The organism is Pseudoalteromonas sp. MM17-2 (assembly GCF_022347945.1).
GTDB lineage: Bacteria > Pseudomonadota > Gammaproteobacteria > Enterobacterales > Alteromonadaceae > Pseudoalteromonas > Pseudoalteromonas ruthenica.
In genome coordinates this window covers 47354-70414 of sequence record NZ_JAKRFV010000022.1, presented here as the reverse complement: position 1 = coordinate 70414, position 23061 = coordinate 47354, and the positions used below count along the sequence as shown (strand labels likewise).

Here is a 23061-nt window from a genome sequence, read left to right as displayed (position 1 = left end):
CCTTGAGTATGGTGGCGAACATGAAAAAGGGCAACTTTCGTTGCCCTTGGTCTCTCAAGTAGGAATCTTATTTATAGCTGGTTCCACACAGCGGCAACGCCAGGCTCTTCACCTTTTGTCCACCACTTAGCTTCAAAACGTGCGCCGTTATAAGACACAACATCACCGGTGTTGTAGATAGACGAGGCACTCCAAACTAGGTCGCCGTTACCGTCTGTAGGTGCTGATACTGGCTCCCAAGGACCACCCAAGTCAGGTTGGTCGCCTTGAGTCCACCATTTAGCACGATACTCAACACCGCCATAGATCACCGTATCCCCACCGGTATACACAGCTTGTGCATCCCAGGTGTCACCCGGTGTGGTGGCGCCTGAATCGGTCACCGTAACGACAAAGCTCTGGCTGCTGCTGGCTTGACCATCACTGACAGTCACCGTGACGGTATAGCTAGTATCCGCATCCACAGGGTCCGCACTCAGTGTCGCACTGGCACCGCTGCCAGAGAGCGTCAACCCAGCTGGTACGTCCCAGCTGTAAGTCAAAGCGTCATTGTCAGCATCGCTGGCAACCACGTTAACGGCTAGGCTTGCGCCCTCTTCGATACTGGCATCAGCGATAGCATCAACCACAGGTGCCGTGTTGCTGCCACTGCCATCCGCTACAACATTAACACTAACCACTTTACTGACCGTGTCTTTGCCATCAGAAACCGAAGCCGTCGCACTGTACTGAGTGTCTTGGCTTACTTGCGGCGCATTGATCACTAAAGTCGCTGAGTTTGCACCGCTCACGCTTAGCGCGCTATCCGCCTGCCAGCTAAAGCTGAGCGGGTCATTATCACCATCAGTGGCCGAGGCAGTAACTGACACCGAGCCACCGCTTTGCACTGTAACACTGCTGTCTACGCTGAGCACAGGGCGTTGGTTGGCCGGCGGTACATCACCTAAACCTTCATGCATAGCATTAAGAATATCGCCATTATCGGCATCAATTTCCCATGCGAACAAACCACCTAGGTTATGTTGTTGCACGTATTGACCCTTGGCCATTACTGTTTGTGGGGTGTCTAAAGTGATCAGCTTACCGCTGCTGCGGTTCCACACATAAGCCGCTTGTGCTTGCGCATCATAACCCGCTTCAAAACCGTTAATACCTTGGAAGTTAGCACCGAGCATATTGGCTTTTACGCCTTTATAATCAATGACTCCATCTTCCCATACACCTTGTGCTGTGGTGCCTTTAAGCGGCCCATTACCAGATGCGGTCATCGGGTTGCCTGCGGTACTCGCGTTTTCAGGATACACGCCTTCCCAACCACGACCGTACATAGCCACACCCGCCACTATTTTTTGCGATGGCACGTTTTGCGCTAGCAACAGCTGAATGGCGTTATCCATGGTGTAAGCCGGGCCTTTATAAGGCTGGCCATTTTCATCGGTGCCGGAGCCGTCACATTGACCCGGGCGGAAGTGTTCGCCACAATAAACAGCTGTTTGGTGTCCGGTCACATTGCTCCAAGCCCCATAGAAGTCATAGGTCATGGCGAAGATGTAATCCATGTACTGCGCTGCGGTAGCATAGTCAACATCTTCAATCTTATCGTAACCTGCACCGATGGCTGACGTCAGCTCATACTGGCGGCCTGTTTCCGCTTCCAGCTCATCGAGCATGACGCGTAACTCACGCATCAACGCAATGTAAGTAGCGCCATCAGTGGTTGGGTCGCCAAGGTTCGGGTTAGCACCATCGCCCCCTGGGAATTCCCAATCAATATCAACGCCGTCATAGAACTTCCACGTTTTAAGGAACTCTTTCATCGACGCCACGAAGGTATCGCGGTTAGCTTTATCGGTGAAATAGTAGAACGGATCAGAGAGTGTCCACCCCCCTACTGAAGGCACGATTTTCAGATCTGGATAACGCTGCTTCAGCGCCATTAACTGTGCATAAGTACCACGAATAGGGTCGTCTGCACTGACACCCGGTAGGGCTTTTTGCACTGCCGCCCACGGATCGTGAATAACCACTTCAAAGTCTTGTGAACCCTGACAAGCGGTATCAAGCGCACGCTTTGGCCCGCCAGTCAGTGAGTCATTCGGGCCACAAATCGGAATAAAGCCATATAAAATGTGGCTAAGGTTTTGTGCTGGCATGTTAGTGACATCATAGTCACGACCATAAATGCCCCACTCTACAAAGTAGGCCCCTGTAACCATGCCTTGCTTTAAGCCATAGTCTTTGTTGTTAGGATCATAATCCATCGGTAACGGTGCTAGATGCGCGCCGTCGGTATCGGCAATGACGATGGGCTTGCCATCACTGCGCGCGCACACGGTGCCTTCACACAATTCAACATACAAGGTATGACGGCCAGCCTTGTCATATGGGAAAGTGATCACGCCACTTTTAGTGCCCGCAGGCAGTGCACCAGAGTTCACCACTTGGTCATCAAAGTACACTTTATAGTTGTCACCGCCATCACCACTCCAGGCATTCCACTCGATGTTGATGCTGACTTGGTCTTGGCGACGTACCAAAGATTTATAGCCACCTGTGCCTTCTAAATCTACTTCAACAAAGGAGTACTCTTGCGGCTCCCAGTTTAAGCTCGGTGTCGAAGGCGCGGCAACGGCGACACCCGATGCCATAGCCAGCGTAATCGCTGCGGTTAATTGAGTTAATTTCATATCTTTCTCTTCTTGTTGTCTTATTAAAGGCTAAGCACGACGCATAGGTACTTGCCCGACTAGCGGCGATTTAGGCGCCTCCGTGTGTCCATCATCGCCATTTCTTTACTGCTTAAAGTGCTTGCCAAACGGAGGCCTGACCCGGGATATCCCCTTGAGTCCACCACTTGGCTTGGTATTGCTGCCCTTGATAGAGCACCGTCGCGCCACTTTCATAAGCGCGCTGACTATCCCATTGTGCGGTGCCAGCATCTTTACTCAGCGTTTGCCATGCCGAGGATTGATCGGGTTGTTCACCTTGATTCCACCACTTCGCCTCATAGTCGCTGGCGTTGTAGCTCACCTTGTCGCCCGCTACATAAGTAGCACTGGCCTGCCACGCAGGGTAACTTGGATCAGGGTTAGTGCTGGTATCGGTAACGGTGACGACGAAGCTTTGGCTGGTACTGAGCTCACCATCTGAGACAGTGACTGTAATGGTGTACGGGGTGTCGGTATCAACATTCGCAGCGGTGATCGTTAGGTTGGCACCCTCACTGCTCATAGTCAGTGGTGCTGGCACATCCCAGCTGTAGTTCAGGGTACTTTGCTCATCGTCAAAAGCATGCACATGAACGACACTGGATTGTCCTTCAGCCAAGGTAAAGTCATCAGGCTTAACCACAGTAGGCGCACTATTGCCTGGTGCCTGTTGCACACTCAAGCTATAGCTGTAGTTGGCATTGGTGGTGTATACCTGATTTACCAGCGGGTCGCCGCTTTGGTAGACCACTTGACCTTGCTGGTCTTGCAAACCAATTTGCATATATTGGCTGTAGTCGAGATTAAGCATAGCCGCGAGGTCTTGCTGCCAGCTTGCTTGGTTATCGGCGCTGACGGCAAACATTTGGTTAACTAGCTCTTGACCGCTCTCGTCAAATAGCCGCACCCAAATAGAATCACCCACCGCCGGTGTTTGACCTTGTTGCAAGTAGTAACCAATGCTTTGCCACTGGCTGGGATCACTGGGCCCGCCATCACGCACTATGGTGATGTCACTACAGTTGTAAAACCCCTCCCCAGCTGCGTCATCACGCTGCCAACGTGTGTACAAGATGGCATCACCTTGGCGCTCAGCGGGAATGGCGACATTCATTTCATAGTAGCGATGACCCTCAGCGTCCTTGATAAAGTCGATATTGCCCACTTCTTGCACCAGCTCTAAATCGCTCCAAGCCAGTGTTTGCGTGGCGCCATCAAACCCGGGTTTGCTCAGGTAAAACTTCCAAAAGCTGGGATTATGTGGAGTGGTCGCACGAAAGCGCACCTTAATCTCACCATTGGCATTGGGAGTCACGTCACTGCGTTGCCAATGCGGTGAAGGTAAGTTCATACCGCGCTTGTTGGTGTCTCCAGCGGCGCACAAGGTGCCATCGGGAACGCTTGTCTCAACCGCTGCTTGGTTGTAGTAATCAGCGGTGTTAACGGCAAATTCATGCTCTTGAATAAACTGAAAGTGCCCTGACTCCAAATAGGCTGCGCGACACGCCAAGTTAGGAATATTGGAGCCATCTTCTGGCCACCAATAACCACCCTGAGCCTGACAAATAGCTTGGCGGGCCTTCGGGCTGTCCATGTAACCATGGGCATAAGCTTGGCTGGCGCTGAGGGCAGCACCAACGGCTAGCGCTGACACAGCCAGTGATAATAATTTCGCTTGTGGTGTTCTCATATCAATGTCCTCGTTGACAAAAGAGACCCGAGGCAGCCCTTGCAGGGAGGGCATGGGGCCGCCTCAAGTCTAAGATGGCGAGTTACAGGCTACAGACCTGATCCCAATCGGCGCTGCTACCCGGCTCAGCGGATGTCCACCACTTCGCCTTATAGACGGCATTACCGTTGACCATTAAGTCGCCACCCGCAGCATGGCTAGGGTTACCGGCGTAGTCACTTTGTGGCCAGTTAGGATAAACGGGGATATCGGCAATCGCGGTGCCTTCACAGGTACCATCGCCGCTGCCATTGCCACCGCCAGTGTCGCCGCCTGTTCCTGGCTGGGCATCAGGAAGGTGCGGGTATTGCGATTTAAAGGCATAGGTTTTGCCATTTTTCTCGATGGTAAAGTTTGCAGGACCGGTAATAGGCATGTAATACATTACCTGCGCATTCACCGTGTCACCCGGAGCAAAGGCTTTCTCTTGTCCGCCCCATTCGTTAGTCAACGTGATTGAGAAACGGTGGAACTCATTCTCAAAACCACCAATATTGTTACCCGCTGCATTCGAGCCATTGACGTCGACCGCCATGCCCAATTTCTCTTGTGCGTTCCAGTTAGACTTGAAAATGGCTGAGGTCGCCACTGGCACATCGAAGGAAATCTTGGCACCACTTAAATCAATGTTTGAGTTGTTGGTGAAAGCAAAGGTTGGAGCAATCGGGTAGTTGTCATCACCGACTGGGAAGTCCTTGGCTTCAAAGCTCACATCAACCGCTTCTGTTGGCACTACAAAATTAGTATTGCCTTGGTCAATGCTGTACGGCACGCCGCTTTGATTAAACTGATTATATGCAAGGGTAGTGAGCGTTGAGCCCATGAAGTACTCGCCCTTGGCCTGGTCATAATCATAGTCACCCGCCAATTCCCAGAACATAATGCCACCAATGCCTTGGTCGATAACGTATTGCACTTTAGTGGCCATTGATTCCTCGTCTTCCATAGACAAGAACACATTCTTATCGGCATTCCATAACCACGGTGCAACGGCCACGTTGTCATAATGACGCGTGTAGGTGCCAATCAGCTGATCGTCTGGATCGGTTTGTGGCGTTAAACCGTAAGTTGCGCCATAGCTTGGATAAATGCCGTTTTCTAAGTTCTTGGCATGCCAAAGAGGGTTAGAGCCTGCTGGCATTTCTTCGCCATTGGCATCTTTATCGTGCCAAAGGTTATCAATGCCAATGGCACCGTTACCGCATTTGTTTTGCTCGCCAACGCCCGTGCCTGCTGGACACTCGCTTTGGTTTGGCAGCGCCGCCTGGCCCCACAATCCATTGGTGCCACCTTGTACGTCTTTAAAACCACGGGTGTAATAAGGAATACCAATATTGATACGCCCGGCCGCTAGCGCGCCACGGAAATAGCGTACCGCCCAATCGGTGTTCAAATAGCCAATGCCTTCGAACTCCTTGGTGCTGTATACATTCCATTGTGCCAACTCCGAGTCTTCACCAGTGTCGTACAATGCCGCATTGTGACCGACATGAGAGTTCCACGCGCCGTGCAAGTCGTAAGACATAATGTTGACGTAATCGAGGTATTTAGTGACCTGGAAGGTCTCCATACCCCGCAGTAGGTAACCCGATGACGGTGAAGCAATCGTAAGCATATAGTGCTGACCATCTTGTTCACCCGCTTTATCAAGCTCTTCACGTAGCACCTTCATCAATTCTTTGTAAGATGCATTGAGACTAGCGCGCAAAGGGTTGGAGATAGCAAAGTCATCTGGGTGACCAGAGTCCTTCATTGACGATGGGTATTCGTAGTCAATATCCACACCATCGAAATCGTAGGTACGAATAAATTCAACCGCACTTTGTGCGAACGCGGCAATACCTGCGTGATTAATTGAGCCATCAGCATTGGTGGTCATAGTGTAGAAGCCACCGCTGTTGACGCGATTGCCATTTTCGTCAAAATAACCGCCAGTTTCAGCCCAGCCACCGACAGAGATCAGCGTCTTCACGTCTGGGTATTGTTTCTTGTACTTGTTAAGTAGGTTGAAGTGACCTTTGTACGGCAGGCTTGGGTCCATTTCAGCGCCCGGTTCACCTGGCCATTCCATGTTGGTTGCCGGATTGCCTGGGGCACTGGGGTTACCAATGGACAACTTATTGTTGGCATCAACGTGTGCGAAGGCATAGTTAATATGGGTAATTTTATCCCATGGAATATCGTCAACTAAATAACTAGGTTGCTCATTGGCGCCATTACGCCAACTGGTAAAGTAACCAATGATACGACGTGGGTGATCTGGGCCCATGAGCTCACGGCCGTCTTGATCATAAATAGTACAATACGGCGTGTTTACTCCCGGCGTTTGGTATAAACCTGCTGGGCGACATGCGTCAACGCCAGTTCCTGGTTCAGACACATCTACCACATTGATCACTTGAGTGGCCGTCCCCGTGGCCCCTTGATCGTCGGTCACATTGAGTACGAATTCAAATTGCCCCGTTGCTGGAGCCTGCCAAGTGTAAGCTTCACTGGCGTTTGCTGAGCTCAGCACTTGGGTGCCATTCTCACTGAACGTCAGCGCGGTGACTTGGCCATCGCTGTCTGTGCCGCTGAGGGTGAAGTTCAAGCTATCTCCCACCATCACTTGCGTGGGCAGATTGGCAATTTGAATGCTTGCGCTTGGCGCTTCATTCACGGGTGTACCGCCGCTTACGCTAACAGTATTAGCAAGAGCCGCAGATAGTGCGCCCTGATCGTCTGTAGCAACCGCGCTTATGGTTGCATCGCCGGCTACAGCTTGCCACGTAGTGCTAAACGGCGCGGTGGCATCAATCGCGATAGATTGATTATTAACGAAGAATTCTACCTGGCTAACTTGACCATCACTATCACTGGCTGACGCCTCGATGATAACGCTGTCATTTTCAGCAAATTGACTGCCTGCAGCGGGGCTCAACGAGGTGACCTCTGGCGCCTGGTTGACAGCGCTGTCACAAGCACCCAAAAGAGTCCAGTCTTGCCATTGTCCAGAATTCTCCACTGGGTTCGTTTGCGTCCACCAGTTTGCCTCATAGGCACTGTTTTGGGCCTGGACTTGGCTTCCGCCAACGTAAGCGTCACCACTTTGCCATTGGGCTAAATTGCTGCAATCAACAGCAAAAGCACTGGCGCTGCTCATACCTAAGCTGGCAAAACACATCGCCAAGGCGCTGCGTTTAAAGCCGCTTTCGCGCATACTTTGTTTACTCATTTTGTTCTCCACGACGTAAGATTTGTTGCGTTATTTTTATAACAATATATTTACAATGCTTTTAAAACTTATCACACCTATCCGGCTCTTCAAGCAATAGTCGACCACTTTTTAGACGTTTTAGTTCTAGAAGAACCGTTTGTTTATTCGAATAAATTGCTAAAAATTGGGGTAAGCATGCCACTTTATTCATTCAGTTTTTTGTAAGTTTGTACCTCAAAGCCGCGTGGAGTCTAGCAATCACAAAATGAACAAAAGATTAACCTTTAGTAAACAATTAGAGTTATATTGGGTACATATTTATTTCGTCTAATTTATAACCAAAACAGTTTTTTAATAGCTTTGATGATAGAAAATGCAAAGAGTTATGCTATTTAGAAATATGACATGAACGTCAACGTTAATGCCTGTGCCCACGTTGGCAGTTTTTACTTGCCGTTCACAAGCACTGGGAAAAGGGTTGACGGAGGAGTTAAGAGTGACACATGTGCTAGCATCATCTGATACAGTTGTTAAGCGAGTAATGGCTTGTTGCGCTTGATCCGAACTTTGCTGACTATCATCAGCCAGGCCGGCAATACTGACCACTTGCTGGTTAATATCCTCTGCCACATGAGCCTGCTCTTCAACAGCCGCTGCCATTTGGTTCGCCATGTCGTTAATATTGGCCACCGCCTGAGCAATACCACTGAGTTTTTCGGTGCTTAGTTGCACTTCATCAAGGCCTTGTTGCGACTCTTTACGCCCTTGTTCAGCAATGGTGACCGCCTGCTCGCTGCGGCTATTGAGCTCGCTAATGATCCCCTGGATCTCCCCGGTCGACTTTTGTGTGCGTTGTGCAAGCTGTCTGACCTCATCAGCTACCACCGCAAAGCCTCGGCCTTGCTCACCAGCACGCGCCGCTTCAATCGCCGCATTGAGTGCCAATAGGTTGGTTTGCTCAGCAATTTGTTCAATCATTTGCGCCGCTTGCGCAATCAAGGCTGACTGCTCCGAGACCCCCTGTACCGAGTCACCGATTTGCTGCACCGTATGCCCCAAGGTTTCAATAGATTGACGAGTCTTATCTGCCACTGCGGCACCTTCTGAGGCTAAATCATTGGCCTCGCTGGCTTGCTCAGAGGTCAGCTGTACATTTTGTGATACTTCACCAATGGTGGCTGTCATTTCGTTCATTGCCGTGGCAACTTGCTCGGTTTGCTGATGCTGAGCGTCTATTTTCTCTCTCGCATCGACCGACATTGAATAACTGCTGCTAGCATCTGCAGCAACACGGTTCGCGGCATTATCAATACGCGTTAGGATGGTATTTAAATGCGCCCTGTCTGATTTCACCGCTACGCTTAGACGCCCCAAAGGGCCACCATGATCGCAGTAGCTTTGCACCGCAAGTGGGTCACAGAAGCGATCGCCTATGAGTGTGTCTAAGCGTTTTTTCAAACGCACCCGAGAAAAGGTATTAAATCCGGCAAATACTAATACACTCACTAAGGCCACAACCTCAGCGGCGACAGTGTTACCACTTAGGAAAATCATAAAAGCAACAGCCAGGGCAAGGCCCAAGGCATAGAACTCTGTATTATTAGGCAGTGTGAACGTGCTCTTGTTGTCTCTGATGCGCGCATAAAGTGCCTCTGCGCGGGCAACATCCTCACGTCGTGGGCTGGTGCGTACCGATTCATACCCTACCACTTTACCTTGTTCGGTAATCGGCGAGACATGGGCATCAACCCAGTAGTAGTCACCATTTTTACAGCGGTTTTTTACTAACCCCATCCACGCTTTACCTTGCTTTAGGTAACCCCACATTGTTTTGAACGCCGCAGGTGGCATATCGGGATGGCGGACGATATTGTGAGGTTGGCCAACCAGTTCGTCGCGGCTAAAGCCACTGATATCGACAAACGCTTGGTTACAATCAAGGATAGTGCCGTTTAAATCAGTGACGGAAATGAGCTTTTGCTCGGGAGGAAAACGCTTTTCACTAGCGGTGATGGGTTGGTTATTTCTCATTAATGATTCCCTGTTACGACGCCCGTGCCATACTGCACGTATAAAACTCTATATTAACAAAAACTTATACTTCATAGATAGCATTTGCTTGGCAAAAAAATAGCAGCAGCCATACTAATAGTGATGGTGTTGTAAGCTGCTGTAATTTATTACTTAGTTCAGTCTAGTTAAGCTCTGCCCGAAATTGCAAAGAATTCGCTGGGTACAGAGCCGTTGTCGGTCAGTTTTGCATAAACACTACATCTTAACGGTAAGTTGTTTACCTTTGTTCACCCTAGGTAAATTCTTGCGTAGACGCACTACCCAAGAATGTGACATAATAGCGACAAACTCACCCTAAAGAATTAGTTTTAACAACGCTCTATAGCAAGCTATTAAAGGGCTTACCCAGCCACACATCGTCACTTGGTTTAAGTTAATTGGCAGTATTACTATTGACTAAATGTAAATTTGTTTTCACTGTGATTGTTGCTCTGTTTGTCTCGGGTTTAATAGCACAGCCTACCAGAGCAGTTACACCCACCCACTTCGAACAGTCAATCGCTTTTTATTACGGCGAAGTTGACTCCGTGCGCGAGCTTATAAGCTATCAACGGGTTGTGGTGTCACCGGAACAGCTGTCAGAACGCCAATTACAGCAATTAAAAAATGCCAATACGCAAGTGTATGCATATCTCAGTGTGGGGGAATACCTAGGCGGAGATACCAAGCTTTTAGACACCGCAAGCATTGGTCGTAACAACGCTTGGCAAGCCGAAATTATGGATGCGGCATCACCGGTATGGCGTCAACATCTGCAACAGCAAACTGAGCGCTATCAGCGCCAGGGATTCAGTGGTGTTTTTCTCGATACTTTAGATAGTTATCAACTTGCACTGCCTCGCGAACAACATACCTCGCAACAACAAGCGCTGGTCTCGCTCATCGATAGTATCGCCACATCTCTGCCGGTGATGCTCAATCGCGGTTTTGAATTGGTCGATAAGCTGGCCCAACCGCCGCAAGCGGTGGTCGCCGAATCACTGATGTATGGCTTTGATATAACCAAGAATGACTATACTCGCCAAAGCGATAGCGATATCCAGTGGCTTCGCACCAAGCTTGAGCACTTTGAGGGCTTGGGCATTGAGGCCATCGTGATTGACTACCTGCCAGCGGGTGTAGAAGCCAGAGTCGCGGCAGCAAAAGAAATCGCTGCTTTGGGCTTCACCCCTTATGTTAGCGACGGCTTATTACAGCAGTTTGGGGTGTCTTTGCACTACCCTGTTCGTCGGCGAGTACTGGGGGTCTATGACTCGAGCGTAGTGCTAAAAAAACAATCTGCGTGTCATAAATATTTAGCCACCTTAATTGAGTATCAAGGCTATGTTCCCCAATGCGTTGATATTCGCGACAGTCGCCTTGCACAGCTTGACTTAAATCGGTTCGCCGGCGTCGCGTTTTGGCTACCCCAAGCCAGTTATCAGCATTTAGATGCACAACAGCTGCTACTGCGCAGTATTTCTCAGCGACCAACAGTCATTATCGGTGAGCTTCCCGATGATGAAGCCTTGCTAGCGCGTTTAGGGATACGTGAAAACGGCAGCTACATCGGCGCGCTTGAAAGTAGCGGAGCCAAGCTCACCTACCCCATGCCCCATGCTGCGCCTAAACAATTTCCTCGATATCAGTTAACAGACTCGCGCACACCGGCGCAAGTGAGCATTAATGATAGCCAAGGCAATACTGGCGTGGGCGTAGCGCGTATGCCCTGGGGTGGACTGTTTCTTGAACCTCTGACGGTCCAAGAGTTAATAGGCGATCGCAACCGTTGGCCACTAGAGCCATTTGCGCACCTAATGCCACTGTTTTCTCTTGCTGCTATTCCGGTGCCCGATGTCACCACCGAATCTGGACTGCGCATTGTTACCGCGCACATCGATGGCGATGGTTTCCCCTCAGTCGCTTGGCTTCCTGGGCGTCCCTATGCTGGCGCATCAATACTCAATAATGTGCTGAAAAAATCGCCCCTCCCCCATACGGTTTCAGTGGTTGAGGCGGAAGTTGCTCCTCATGGCTTATACCCTGATATTGCCAGTGAACTAGAGGAAATAGCGCGGCAAACCTTCGCGCTTGATAACGTTGAAATAGCTTCGCACACCTTTAGCCACCCTTTCTTTTGGGACGACCGTATTGATGCCAAAGAAAAGCTCTATGGCGATTCCTTACCGGTCCCCAATTACACCCTTGATTATGACCGTGAAGTGTTTGGCAGTGTGCATTATATCAATGAGCATTTAGCCCCTAAACATAAGCAAGTAGAGGTGTTCTTGTGGTCTGGCATGGCCGACCCAACCGCCGATGTCATTGCTAAAACCAGGCAACTCGATTTATACAACGTCAATGGCGGCAATACTTATGTACTCAATGACAACTACTCTATTGCCCAAGTATACCCACACCTAAATTGGTATAAAGACGGCATTCAAGTCTACGCTGCAGTGATGAACGAAAACCTCTATACAGAGCTGTGGACTGAAAATTACCGAGGCTTCGCCCGTGCCAGCGAAACCTTTGAGTTACTCGGAGCGCCACGACGCTTAAAGCCTGTGAGCATTTATTACCATATGTATTCCGGGGTTTATCCTGCTTCATTAGGCGCATTAGATCACCTCTATGATTGGGTAGAGAAGCACGAATTAACACCACTGTACTTAAGCGAATACGCCCACCGTGCGCGCACGCTTTATGAAACGGGGGTGGCTCGCGCCATTGATGATGATAACTGGCATATTACCAGTACCGGCGTGAAATCGTTGCGTATCGCTAGCAATCAACTGCCAGATGGTGATAGTGAAGGCATCGCAGGGTTCACCCCAGGCCCGGATGGTAACTACATCACCTTAGTACAGCCACGCTCAACTTTATCGCTTAGCCAAGGTGATGCGGCGGCGTTTGCTAACCGTGCCTATTTAGCTAAAGCCAACGCGGTGATTGAACACTGGCAATGGCAAGGAGCGAGGTTACGCTTCACGGTGCTGGCTCATCGTGATTTGCAACTAACGTTAACTAATGTTGCTTCATGCCAAGTAAACAAGCTCAGCGACCCCGCGCTTACGCTTGATAAAGCAGCTAATCAGTGGACAATTCGCAGCACTCAGCGTGGACGTTACCATGTTGAGCTCCATTGCCCCGGACAGGGTCAATAACGATGAACCCGCCAGCGCGTATTCACACCAAAGGCGACCCTCGCGGCGACAAGCGTATCGTGTTGATGAGTCGTCGTGCGCTGATCACCCTTGCAACGGTAACGTTGGCGCTGTTGTGGATACTGCAACCCAATCGCGCACTGCTAATTGATATGCTTGAAGACGCGCAAGACCCCACTGTGGCCATCGCCTTCTTGAACGTACTTAAAAGCAACCAAGTACCGAGCTTAAAACTGGATTTAACCCTCGCAAAGCAGCACTTCAAGCTCGATCAATATCATCAAAGCTTGGCCCAGCTAACACCGCTGACTAAATTTGCCGACTCCGCTTTACTTACGCAAGCGCAAACGCTCTACGCCGACAGCCTACTGCGACTGATACAGCGCCAAGACCCAACGGCGCGCAGACAATTAATCGATTATTTAAACGCCCTAGTGCCAGAGCTTAACTCATCACAACGCCAACACTTTGCCAGCTATGCCTTGCAAATAGGCGAGCCTCGCCTTGCTTATCAGCTGCTAAGTCAACAACAAGGTGAACATCAGGCTTTATTGTCTTTAGCGTTGCAAGCGGGGCTCAAAGAGCGGGCTATTTTTCACAGCCAAGCCTTGTACGAGCAACAACCCTCAGATGCACACTTTGAGCAGCTACTTGGGTTATATAGCGCGCAACAACACTGGCAACAAGGTGAGGCGCTTATTCGCCGCCATCAACATCAGTGTGACAACACCTGTTTGCAGTTGAGTATTAATTTTTTACGGGCCGCCAACAAGCCAACGTTAGCAGCCCAATTAAGTGCGAGTAAGGCCAAACAAAGTACTGATCCCGCTGATTGGCGCCAAGCCAGTGAACGCTTTGCTGAGGTGGGTGATATTGAACAAGCCGCAGTGTGGCTTGCTAAAGTGTTGAGCGTTGCACCTACTTTAGCCGATAAGCGCCAACTTCATGATTACTATCTTTGGCTGGGCGATACCGCCAGTGCGCTGGTACTTGCAAAGCAAATTATTGCCACGCAACCTGACAAAGCCCTTCTGTGGCAAGGCGTCAGTGAAGCTTTAGCGGAGAGTGACCTATTTGCTTTGAGCGACTTTTACTATCAGCTAGCACTCAAAGACGAGCTCGATGATAGCACCCTTAAACAATGGGTCGACTTCAGTGACAAAGCCCTAGGCGCACAAACGACCCTCACGCATTTGCAAACGCTGCATCAGCGCTTTCCAGCTCGAGAATTTTATTGGTTCCAACTCGCGCGTTTTTATAATTTTGTCGGCGCACCAAAGCAAGCCACGGCCTTGTGGGCAACCTTGCCGCTTGAGCCGACATACGATTACATCAACTTGAATTACTTTGCGCAAAGCTTTGTCGCGATTGGCGACGTAGATAAGGCGCTGATGCTACTTTATCGATACAGCGATGAAGAAGCCTTAGATGTAGAGCAGCTTACCAACTTACAAGAGCTGGCGACCTATATCGCAAACAGGCCATTGCAACAGCGCTTTCAGCGTGCTCGTGTGCATCGAGGCGATACCAATTTGGACCCCTACTTACTGATTGCCACCCACAATAAGCTCGACCAACGAAGCTTAGATACCTTGTGGCTTTATTATGCGCAAACAAAAAGCATTGTGGTGCTCAATCATCTCCTAGAATACGGCCTCAGCGAGCAAAATGCAGCACTGATAAAACGTGCCAGCGACGCCTTAACAGCCGATCACAGTGGCGACAAACGCTTATCCGTGCAGCTATTGCGCGTGCGTTTAGCCATGTATAAAAAACACCATACTCGCGCCAAAGAGCTGCTAAGTACATTACTCACCCAGTACCCGCGTAACCCGAACGTGCAACAAAGTGCATTGTGGCTGGCAATAGACAGTCAAGACACCCCATGGCTGCGTGAGCTGTACTGGTATTTAGCACCACACAACCAGCAAACTGCCTCTATGTATCAGGCTTTAGCTTATGCGGCGCAGCAACTGGGCGAATATACTCATGCTGATAGCTGGTATCGCAAGTTAGATAACGCCGAGTTAAGCACCGCCGCTGATAAATTAGCCTGGGCTTCGCTGTTGCAAAACCAAGGTGCTTTAGAGCAAGCTCAACGCTTGCGTGTGCAAGTGCTCACACAATTAAGTGCTGAGCTTCGCGCCCTCCAAGACGGTGAAATCAGCTACGTATCATTGCTACGCACCTTAGTATCGCCCGCCTATGCCAGCGCACAGCTCAATTGGCATCTGCACCAAGGCAACGGTGGCGCTGATATCAAAGCCTTGTTTAGCGACCCAACGCTTGGAGCCTTGCAAAAGATAGCCTTGTTACAAGCCCATCAAGTCATCGCATCCGAGCAGTTCAATGACAGCATTTTATTGTCTTTAGCGCTGGCACAGCACAACCACTCGCAAGCACGTGCTTTGGCTTACCAATCAACAACACTGACCGCCACTGAGCGGGCCACAGCACTCTCGCAATTAGGTGATAATTTTGCCGCATGGCAACTGGGCCAACAAGCCCTCAATGGTGGTGTCGCCAAACAAGATTTAGCACCATTGCAACGCTTTTTAGCAGCCCAACACGACCGCCATGCCCATGGCGTGCGTTTTGAACACAGCCTGCTTGATACGTGGCAGCTAAGCACAGAGCAGCTTAGCTATTATCGTCCTTTAGGCGATGGTCATATGGCGCTTTCTTATCAATATGATAGCGGCGACCCCGCCTCAACCCTAATCGATCATTACCAAGACCAGAGTGTGAATCTAGATTGGCGGATACGCGCTCGACCGCGTTGGCAAGACCTGCACTTTGGTATAGCCATCAGCGAGCGCGATACCAACACGGTATTTGGTCAGCACGCAAGCGCAACGTGGCAATCAGATAGACGCCTAAGCCACACCCTGAGTGTGCGTCACAGCATGCCCTCGCAGCAAAGTGAAAATCTCTACATGTTCGGCAATGAGGATAGGCTCGCCTATCAACTGAGCTGGCAGCCAACGCGCTACGAGCAAGTAAATATAAATATTTCGCGGGCGCTGTTTCATTCCGATTTTGGTGAGCCTATCGGTCAACAATGGCAAAGCAGCGTGCGTCTGAGTGAGCAATTCAACTTTACTCCGAGTTGGCAGGTGTATGCGCAGTATGACCACCAAGAAAACACCTTGGACGAGCGGCCATTACCGCGATTAACAGCACACCTCCAGCGCCCAGAGCCAGTTAGAGCTGTGGATTTTCTAACCCCTAAATACCGACGTTTAGCGTTGGGCCAATCGTTGCTGCGTGGTGAAGTCTCACAACCTGGGCGAAACACCCCAGGTATGCGCTATTGGCTTGATACTGCCGTGGGTTATAACTTTATTGAGCAACGCGTCGATTATTCGGCTAACGTAGGGCTGGGTGTGCAAGCATTTGGCAATGATGAATTTTTCATAAAGGGTGTGTGGCAAAGTGCCGACCAAAATGGCCGTGAGAGCTTAACACTCAACGTGGGATACTTTATCGACTTTTGATGTGAGGATAAAATGATGAAAACAATAATGGCATTGGCTTTGGCCTTCATAATCAGTGGCTGCGCAACGCACTATGCCGGTGAAAGCCCGACGCTCAGCGCCAATCAACAGGTTTATATTATGCCCTTGGCAAATCAGTCAAATATGCCTATGGCGCAAGCTCAGGCTGAGCAACTGCTGGCATCTGCACTTGCTGGGCAAGGGTTGAAGGTAACACTCTACCCCAAGCAACAAGTGGGTGATTTACAGGCGAGCCTTGAGCCTGCCCAGCGTAATCAAGAGGCGCAGCGGTGGCTGAGTGAACAACAGCCGGGCTATGTGGTATCTGGTTCAGTACAAGAGTGGCAATATAAGTATGGCTTAGATGGTGAGCCGGCTGTTGGGCTGACACTGACCCTTGCAGATAGCAGTGGCAATGAGCTTTGGCGTGGTTCCACATCAAAAACAGGATGGGGCCGTGAGTCGCTCTCGCAGGTCGCACTTGAGGCCATCGATACCCTGATTGATGAATTAGACTGGGATTAGTCGCGCTATGCCTCACAGTAAACGTCGTGGCCTTAATGCCGTTATCAGGCGCCTGCTTTTTGGCAGTGACCACCAGCCTATCGCCTGGTTTGAACTGGTTTTTATCACCTTTATTGCCCTGAGCATCTGGGTGTATCAAGCCAGCCTCGCTCATGAACACGCCACTGATTACTTTTATTGGCCGATGTTGGGGCCCCTTGTCATCGCCCTGCGCTACGGGTTTGGTCGCGGAATGATGAGCTTCGTGCTGTTACTTGTGAGTGTCGGTGTGGTCGATAATTTTATCGCCACCGAAGTACCGATTAGCCTATCTGTGTCTGTGGGCACAGCAGTAGTGACCATGTTGGTGGGCGAATTTCGCGATCACTGGCATGATATCAATCAGCGCTTTGAGCTAAACCATCGCTATATGGAACAAAAGCTAAAAAGCTTTACGCAAAATTATCATTTATTGAAGATATCCCACGACCAGCTTGAGCAGCGCGCGGCTGGCAAACAAATGAGCTTACGTACAGGCATTCAACTACTCCAACAAGCGGCCTCCGGCCATGCAGAAAACCGCCTTGCCAACTTGGCCCAAAAGAGCCTTCAAGTATTTGCTGATGTGATTACCATGTACCAAGCAGGTTTGTACGAAATACGCGATGGCAAGCTGGTGCCCGGCGCACTGGCCACCATTGGCAGTGAACATGCCCTTATCGCTGATGATTTAATGCTACAAGATGTGTACACCTCTAAGGCTGTACTCTCTCCGGCGAACTTTATCGACAGCGATGAGTATAATCTCAATTATCAGTTGGTGATCCCCCTAGTTGATGTCAGCGGCGAGCTACAAGGGGTGGTGCTTGCTGAGAAGGTCAAGTTTGTGTCCCTCACGCAAAGTAATATTGCCCTGATTGCATTACTGGCCGGTTATATTGCCAACTTTATGTCACACCAGTTGTTCGCACCCATTCTCAAACCCGAACAACGCCAGCTGTTCCGCCAGTATTTGGAAAACCAACTGTGGTATAAGCGCCATTACGGTGCAGATAGCGCCATGGTGGTGTTTTACGACAACAGTGAAGCGCAACACCTCGATTTAGAACATGTTACCGATTTTCGCCGTGGTGCCGATATTTACTGGTCTTGCGAGCGTGAAGATGGCCGCCAAGCATTGTGCGTGCTGTTGCCGATGACCACAGTGATGGAAGCCGAGCAATTTGTGCAGCGGATCCGCAGTATCCTCGCCAATAATGCCCCCATTGCCGAAGGCGATTTAGACGTATTCGGTCCGCTGTTGGTATTTGAGCAATACCAGCAAGTAAATACCTTGCTCGAAGACTTAGGAGCGTTCGATGAAGATTTGGCTGATTCTTCAAACGATTCTCTTTGAGTCGGCAAGCCTTTACCTACTCGGCGAGCAAGACCTTAGTCTGCTCGGCTGGTTAAGTTATGCTGCTAGCCATGGCGCTGCTGCGGGAACCTTCACCTTAGTGTGCTGGCTGGCGCTGCCGCGACGCTATAAACAACCCGTTATCGGTGCCATTACCTTTATTTTTGTCATTGCGTTCAGTATGCCCATGGTCGGCATGCTGGGGTTGGCGACGATTTTTATCGTCGCCTTGTATTTCCCGAAGAAAAAGCAGCCGGCACTATGGGAGCGCTCCGAAAGCTTGGAATTACCCCTGCACCCAGAGCAACTTGAACAAAGCCAATTTGGTGCCGCCGCACTGAAAGATATTTTGTTGTTTAATCCCTCCGATGAGCGTCGCCTGATTGCGGTCAATGCCTGTCGCTTTTTACCAGAGCGCGTGGCGGTGCCGCTGCTTAAGTTAGCGCTGACCGACAAGGTCGATGACGTGCGTTTACTTGCCTACGCCGCCATCGAAAAAATAGAATTTGGTATCAACCGCAACATTGACGCATTAAAAAACAAACTAAGCGAAGGCGCACAAGCCTCGTTGCACTTTCAAATTGCTGAGCTGTATTGGGAGCTATGCTACCTTGGCATCGCTGAAGGGCCACTGCGCAATCACTACTTAGAGCAAGCGAAAAGTTACTTACTGCAAGCCGAAGCCCTCACCCCTTCACCGCGCAGTGAGTTACAACTCGGCCGGGTGCTGCTGGAATTACAAGAATATGATTTAGCCACGCAGTATCTAGAAAAAGCGCGTCATCGCGGCCTATTATTAAAACAAGTGGCACCCTATTTAGCCGAGGCTGCTTTTGCTCAGGGCGATTACGACCATGCCGCTTTATTAGTCAGTCACCTGCCCACCGAACCCGGTGATGCGCTAAATGAATTAAGGGAGTTTTGGCGTCGTGAAGCGTATTGATGTGTGTTTATTGTTAGAGGGCACGTACCCTTATGTGCGCGGCGGTGTATCAAGCTGGGTGCATCAGCTGATCAGTGGCCTTAGCCACCTTAACTTTTACCTTGTATTTATAGGCGGAAGCCGCTCTTTTTATCAACAGCAACATTACACCTTGCCTGACAATGTGGTCGGCATGGAGACCCATTACTTGATGGACAAGGACGGCTTGCTGGCACCGCGCGCTCGACGCGGGAAAAAATCCGCTTTCAGCCTTTGGCAAAATGTCATCTCACGTTTCAAAAACCCAGAGCAAACCTTAGATGGTGAGCATTTACAAGGCTTGTTGGCTAACTTGGGTAAAAAACATGGCCTAAGTTATGATGACTTTTTATACAGCGAGCGCTCTTGGGATGTGATTGTTGATTTGTATTTCCAACACGCGCAAAACCAATCGTTTGTGGATTACTTTTGGACTTTTCGCAACATCTACAGCCCCTTATTCACCTTAGTCAAAGTGGCTGAAAACCTGCCCCCTGCGCGGCTATTTCACAGTATTTCGACCGGTTATGCCGGCTTTCTCGGCGCCTTGGCGAAACAAAAACAGCAGATGCCTTATTTATTAACCGAGCACGGTATTTATACCAAAGAGCGCAAAATTGATCTCACCCAAGCAAGCTGGATCAAAGACCGACACAGTGCGCTGGACACCAGTATCCATAAAAAAATGGAGCAAACACGGCAAACCTGGATAGATTTTTTTGAGCAATTAGGGCGTACCGCCTACGACCAAGCAGATAGCATCATCGCTTTGTATGAAGGCAATAGACAGCGGCAAATAAAAGACGGCGCACCGGCAGATAAAACCGGGGTGATTGTCAACGGTATCAGTATGGAGCGCTTCAGTGAGGCCTACGCCAAGCGACCGCAACAGGCGCCTAAAGTCGCGGGGTTAATTGGTCGCGTGGTGCCCATTAAAGATATAAAAACGTTTATTCGTGCTATTCGTGTGGCCCTTAATAGCGAACCAGAACTGCAAGGGTGGATCATTGGCCCCACCGAGGAAGATCCAAGCTATGTTCGCGAGTGCGAACTGCTGGTTAATAGCTTGGGGCTGCAAGACAATGTGCTGTTCTTAGGCATGCAAAATGTTGCCGAAATTCTTCCCAAACTTGGCGTGTGTATGCTCACCTCCATCAGTGAGGCGCAACCTCTGGTACTACTTGAGGCCATGGCCGCAGGTATCCCCTGTGTGGCCTCAGAAGTTGGCTCATGCCGCGAAATTCTTGAAGGTATGAACGAACACGACCAACAACTTGGGCGCTGTGGCTATGTAACAAATATAGCCGACCCCAACCAAGCCAGTGAAGCCTTGCTGGCGCTATTGGAAGATGACCAGCGCTGGCGACAAATGGGTGATAACGGCTATCGCCGAGTGCAAGCATATTATCAAGAACATACGATGTATGAGCGCTACCAAACGCTGTATGAGGAGCATTTAACATGGCAGGAATAGGCTTTGAGCTACGCCGAATATTAAAGAAAAACACCCTGCTCTCTTACCTCGAAGCATACGGCTTGGCGGCAGTTGTGGGCTCAGGGCCCTGGGTGCTATCCATTTTAGCGCTGATGATCATCGGTATGATAAGCATCGGTCGAGTGTTCCCTAACACTCTGATCATACAGTACCTAGTGCTAGTCACTTACATGATGGCTGGCTCACTGATCCTCAGTGGTATGTTCCAACTGCTACTAACACGGTTTATCTCCGACCGGCTATTTGAAGGCCAAGATCACAAGGTAACGCCAAATTTATTGGGCTGCATGTTACTTGTTTCGGCGCTTGGCACAGCCATTGGTATTGCCGTGCTCGCCAATACATCGTTAGATGCAGCAGTAAAAATGGCGTTGTTATGCGGCTTTGTGGTGCTGTGCAACCTGTGGTTAATCATCGTATTCCTAAGCGGTATGAAGCAGTATTATCGGATTGTTGCCACCTTAGCGATTGGCTACACCCTGATGGTGCTGGCTTCATGGTTACTGCCACCTTACGGTATTTTGGGGCTATTGATGATCTTTGCCGCGTGTCAGGGGCTTATCACCTTTGTTTTACTCTTTTTTATTTTACGCAATTACAGCGCCGGTTCGCTTATCGCCTTTCAGTTTTTAAACCGCAAGCAAGCTTTTTACTCATTAGCATTATGTGGGTTGCTTTATAACTTGGGAGTGTGGGTGGATAAATTCGTATTTTGGCTACACCCCGAGGTGTCTTTTGCCGTTATCGATATGTTCCGCGCCTCATATATCTATGATTTGCCAATTTTTATCGCGTACCTCGCCATTATTCCTGGCATGGCGGTGTTTATGCTGCACATGGAAACCGACTTTGCCGCCTCAAACGAGCGGTTTTACCAAACGGTGCGCGAAGGCGGCACCTTGGAGTCGGTGTACTTACTTAAAGACCAAATGGTATTGCACTGCAAAGACAGCTTGTATCAAATTTTTAAAGTGCAAGGGATCACCCTCGCATTGCTGCTGTTGTGGAGTGAAGAAATTCTCACACTGCTGAAAATAGACCTCGCGTATCTACACTTGCTGTATGTCGATTTAGTCGGCGTGTCCTTGCAAGTTATTTTGATGGCCATACTCAACGTCATGTTTTATTTAGATAAACGTTATCAGGCCACGGCCTTGGTGACGGTGATGACCCTCGCCAACTTGATGCTCACTGAGCTCTCCATTCAGCTTGGGCCTGAGGTCTATGGCTACGGTTTTGCTTTAGCCATGCTGATCAGCACCGTCTTGGGGTTAGTGATGCTAAATCGTCAGTTTAACCGCCTCGAATATGAGACTTTTATGCTGCAACGCTAACAAGTAAAGCGCTCATTGCTCGCGACAGCTAAAGCGATACGCGTCATTCAATGCCGTGGGCAGCACCAAGGTGGAAAAGCCCAGCGGCTCGGTTTGTGCACAGACTCGTTGCAGCTCACCGCTGCCGACCTCGGCCACTGACAAATATTCCACATGAAAAACCGCCTTTTTAGCATCAACAAAAGGGGCTAGGCGTGCACACTCATTAAAGCGAAAGCACGATTCATTGACCGCAAAATCAAAATAAGGCTCCAAGGTTTGCGCCAGGCCAACGTTGTTTTTAAGACCCACATACAAGCCGACCGAGCGCGCATATTCAGCAATAAACTGGCTGTAATTAATGCTGTTCTCACGAGTGAGTGCAAAGCCGGTGTTATTAATGTGACCATCAACATTATCCGGCTCCACCGCATCACACCCTTTGGCAGCGGCCAAATCCATGCGCGCGCGCATGATAGCGCGGACATTGCTACTGCGTGTGTCCAACCAACGCTCATTAGCAAAATTGGCCAAGGTATTGCCAAGCTCGGAGTCTAAAAACTCGCCAGCATCTTCACGGTAAGATTCATAACTTCCGGCTGAAAAATAACAGATGACGAAACGCCCTTGCTGTTGGAGGCTGGCAATGGTCTCGGCAGCGGTATTAAACAAATCAATGTCATAAGCGAATACATCGTACTCGCTATTGAGCGCCCCCAATAATTGCCATTGCCATGTACTACCTTGCGGTGGATACGGCGGCGGCCCTGCAGGCGCTTGTGAGTCGGAGCTTGACCCACCGCAGCCCACCAACATACTCATACTTAACAGCAATGCACTACTTAACCGTCTTATCATTGATGACTCTCTTTTCTCTGCTTAGCAGTCCATTGCGCTGGTATTATTTATTAATTGTTTGCCTCATGAGTCCTTACCCTGAGGCCAAAGCACTTAGTTATCTAAAAGCGGCCATCATTTGGGGCAATGCTGCGCTTTCGTATAGGTGTTATATTCCGTATCATTGGGTTTTAGTCAAGTGAAAG

12 protein-coding genes are annotated in these 23061 nt (G+C 49.8%); 7 read left to right on the top strand and 5 right to left on the bottom strand.

Translation table 11 applies throughout. The annotated features are described in order from the left end of the window. Positions 1–71: 71 nt before the first annotated feature. From MHM93_RS15980 to MHM93_RS15965, 4 genes are all read right to left on the bottom strand, one after another. Positions 72–2687: a glycosyl hydrolase family 18 protein gene (locus tag MHM93_RS15980; protein ID WP_239449782.1), complete on the bottom strand. Its 2616-nt coding sequence runs from the start codon at positions 2685–2687 to the stop codon at positions 72–74. A 112-nt stretch (positions 2688–2799) separates the two neighbouring features. Beyond that, positions 2800–4398 (bottom strand): lytic polysaccharide monooxygenase, encoded by a 1599-nt coding sequence (locus tag MHM93_RS15975; RefSeq protein WP_239449840.1) that lies wholly within the window; start codon positions 4396–4398, stop codon positions 2800–2802. An 82-nt stretch (positions 4399–4480) separates the two neighbouring features. Then, complete coding sequence (locus MHM93_RS15970; RefSeq protein WP_239449781.1) at positions 4481–7651, bottom strand: glycosyl hydrolase family 18 protein; 3171 nt, start codon at positions 7649–7651, stop codon at positions 4481–4483. 333 nt (positions 7652–7984) lie between these two features. Further along, a complete protein-coding gene (locus MHM93_RS15965) occupies positions 7985–9664 on the bottom strand; it encodes a PAS domain-containing methyl-accepting chemotaxis protein (protein WP_239449780.1) in 1680 nt (559 codons plus the stop codon). Between the two features lie 569 nt (positions 9665–10233). Between MHM93_RS15965 and MHM93_RS15960 the strand changes: the two genes are divergently transcribed. Genes MHM93_RS15960 through pelG form a run of 7 tightly spaced genes read left to right on the top strand, consistent with a single transcriptional unit; the run spans position 10234 to position 22039 of the window. Further along, a complete protein-coding gene (locus tag MHM93_RS15960; RefSeq protein WP_239449778.1) occupies positions 10234–12852 on the top strand; it encodes an endo alpha-1,4 polygalactosaminidase in 2619 nt (872 codons plus the stop codon). A gap of 2 nt (positions 12853–12854) precedes the next feature. After that, positions 12855–16349 carry a tetratricopeptide repeat protein gene (locus MHM93_RS15955; protein WP_239449777.1) on the top strand — a complete coding sequence of 1165 codons (3495 nt, stop codon included), beginning with the start codon at positions 12855–12857 and terminating at the stop codon, positions 16347–16349. A gap of 12 nt (positions 16350–16361) precedes the next feature. Beyond that, complete coding sequence (locus MHM93_RS15950) at positions 16362–16874, top strand: hypothetical protein (protein ID WP_239449776.1); 513 nt, start codon at positions 16362–16364, stop codon at positions 16872–16874. 7 nt (positions 16875–16881) lie between these two features. Further along, the gene (locus MHM93_RS15945; RefSeq protein ID WP_239449775.1) at positions 16882–18249 is read left to right on the top strand and encodes a PelD GGDEF domain-containing protein; all 1368 of its coding nucleotides are present in this window, start codon (positions 16882–16884) and stop codon (positions 18247–18249) included. Continuing rightward, positions 18212–19192, top strand: a complete 981-nt coding sequence (locus tag MHM93_RS15940; RefSeq protein ID WP_138548389.1) for a hypothetical protein — start codon at positions 18212–18214, stop codon at positions 19190–19192. Before MHM93_RS15945 ends, MHM93_RS15940 begins: the two co-directional genes overlap by 38 nt. Continuing rightward, complete coding sequence (pelF, locus tag MHM93_RS15935; RefSeq protein ID WP_053909599.1) at positions 19179–20684, top strand: GT4 family glycosyltransferase PelF; 1506 nt, start codon at positions 19179–19181, stop codon at positions 20682–20684. The genes MHM93_RS15940 and pelF overlap by 14 nt, the downstream gene beginning before the upstream one ends. Further along, positions 20672–22039, top strand: coding sequence for an exopolysaccharide Pel transporter PelG (gene pelG / locus MHM93_RS15930; RefSeq protein ID WP_239449774.1), 1368 nt, complete (start codon positions 20672–20674; stop codon positions 22037–22039). The genes pelF and pelG overlap by 13 nt, the downstream gene beginning before the upstream one ends. 12 nt (positions 22040–22051) lie before the next feature. Here the strand turns inward: pelG and MHM93_RS15925 are convergent, their stop codons facing one another. Continuing rightward, a complete protein-coding gene (locus MHM93_RS15925) occupies positions 22052–22876 on the bottom strand; it encodes an endo alpha-1,4 polygalactosaminidase (RefSeq protein ID WP_239449773.1) in 825 nt (274 codons plus the stop codon). Positions 22877–23061: the final 185 nt, after the last annotated feature.

Excerpts from the sequence above, each read along its gene's own strand:
- MHM93_RS15980 (WP_239449782.1), bottom strand. The coding sequence starts at position 2,687 with ATGAAATTAACTCAATTAACCGCAGCGATTACGCTGGCTATGGCATCG.
- MHM93_RS15975 (WP_239449840.1), bottom strand. The coding sequence starts at position 4,398 with ATGAGAACACCACAAGCGAAATTATTATCACTGGCTGTGTCAGCGCTA.
- MHM93_RS15970 (WP_239449781.1), bottom strand. The coding sequence starts at position 7,651 with ATGAGTAAACAAAGTATGCGCGAAAGCGGCTTTAAACGCAGCGCCTTG.
- MHM93_RS15965 (WP_239449780.1), bottom strand. The coding sequence starts at position 9,664 with ATGAGAAATAACCAACCCATCACCGCTAGTGAAAAGCGTTTTCCTCCC.
- MHM93_RS15955 (WP_239449777.1), top strand. The coding sequence starts at position 12,855 with ATGAACCCGCCAGCGCGTATTCACACCAAAGGCGACCCTCGCGGCGAC.
- MHM93_RS15950 (WP_239449776.1), top strand. The coding sequence starts at position 16,362 with ATGATGAAAACAATAATGGCATTGGCTTTGGCCTTCATAATCAGTGGC.
- MHM93_RS15945 (WP_239449775.1), top strand. The coding sequence starts at position 16,882 with ATGCCTCACAGTAAACGTCGTGGCCTTAATGCCGTTATCAGGCGCCTG.
- MHM93_RS15940 (WP_138548389.1), top strand. The coding sequence starts at position 18,212 with ATGAAGATTTGGCTGATTCTTCAAACGATTCTCTTTGAGTCGGCAAGC.
- pelG (WP_239449774.1), top strand. The coding sequence starts at position 20,672 with ATGGCAGGAATAGGCTTTGAGCTACGCCGAATATTAAAGAAAAACACC.
- MHM93_RS15925 (WP_239449773.1), bottom strand. The coding sequence starts at position 22,876 with ATGATAAGACGGTTAAGTAGTGCATTGCTGTTAAGTATGAGTATGTTG.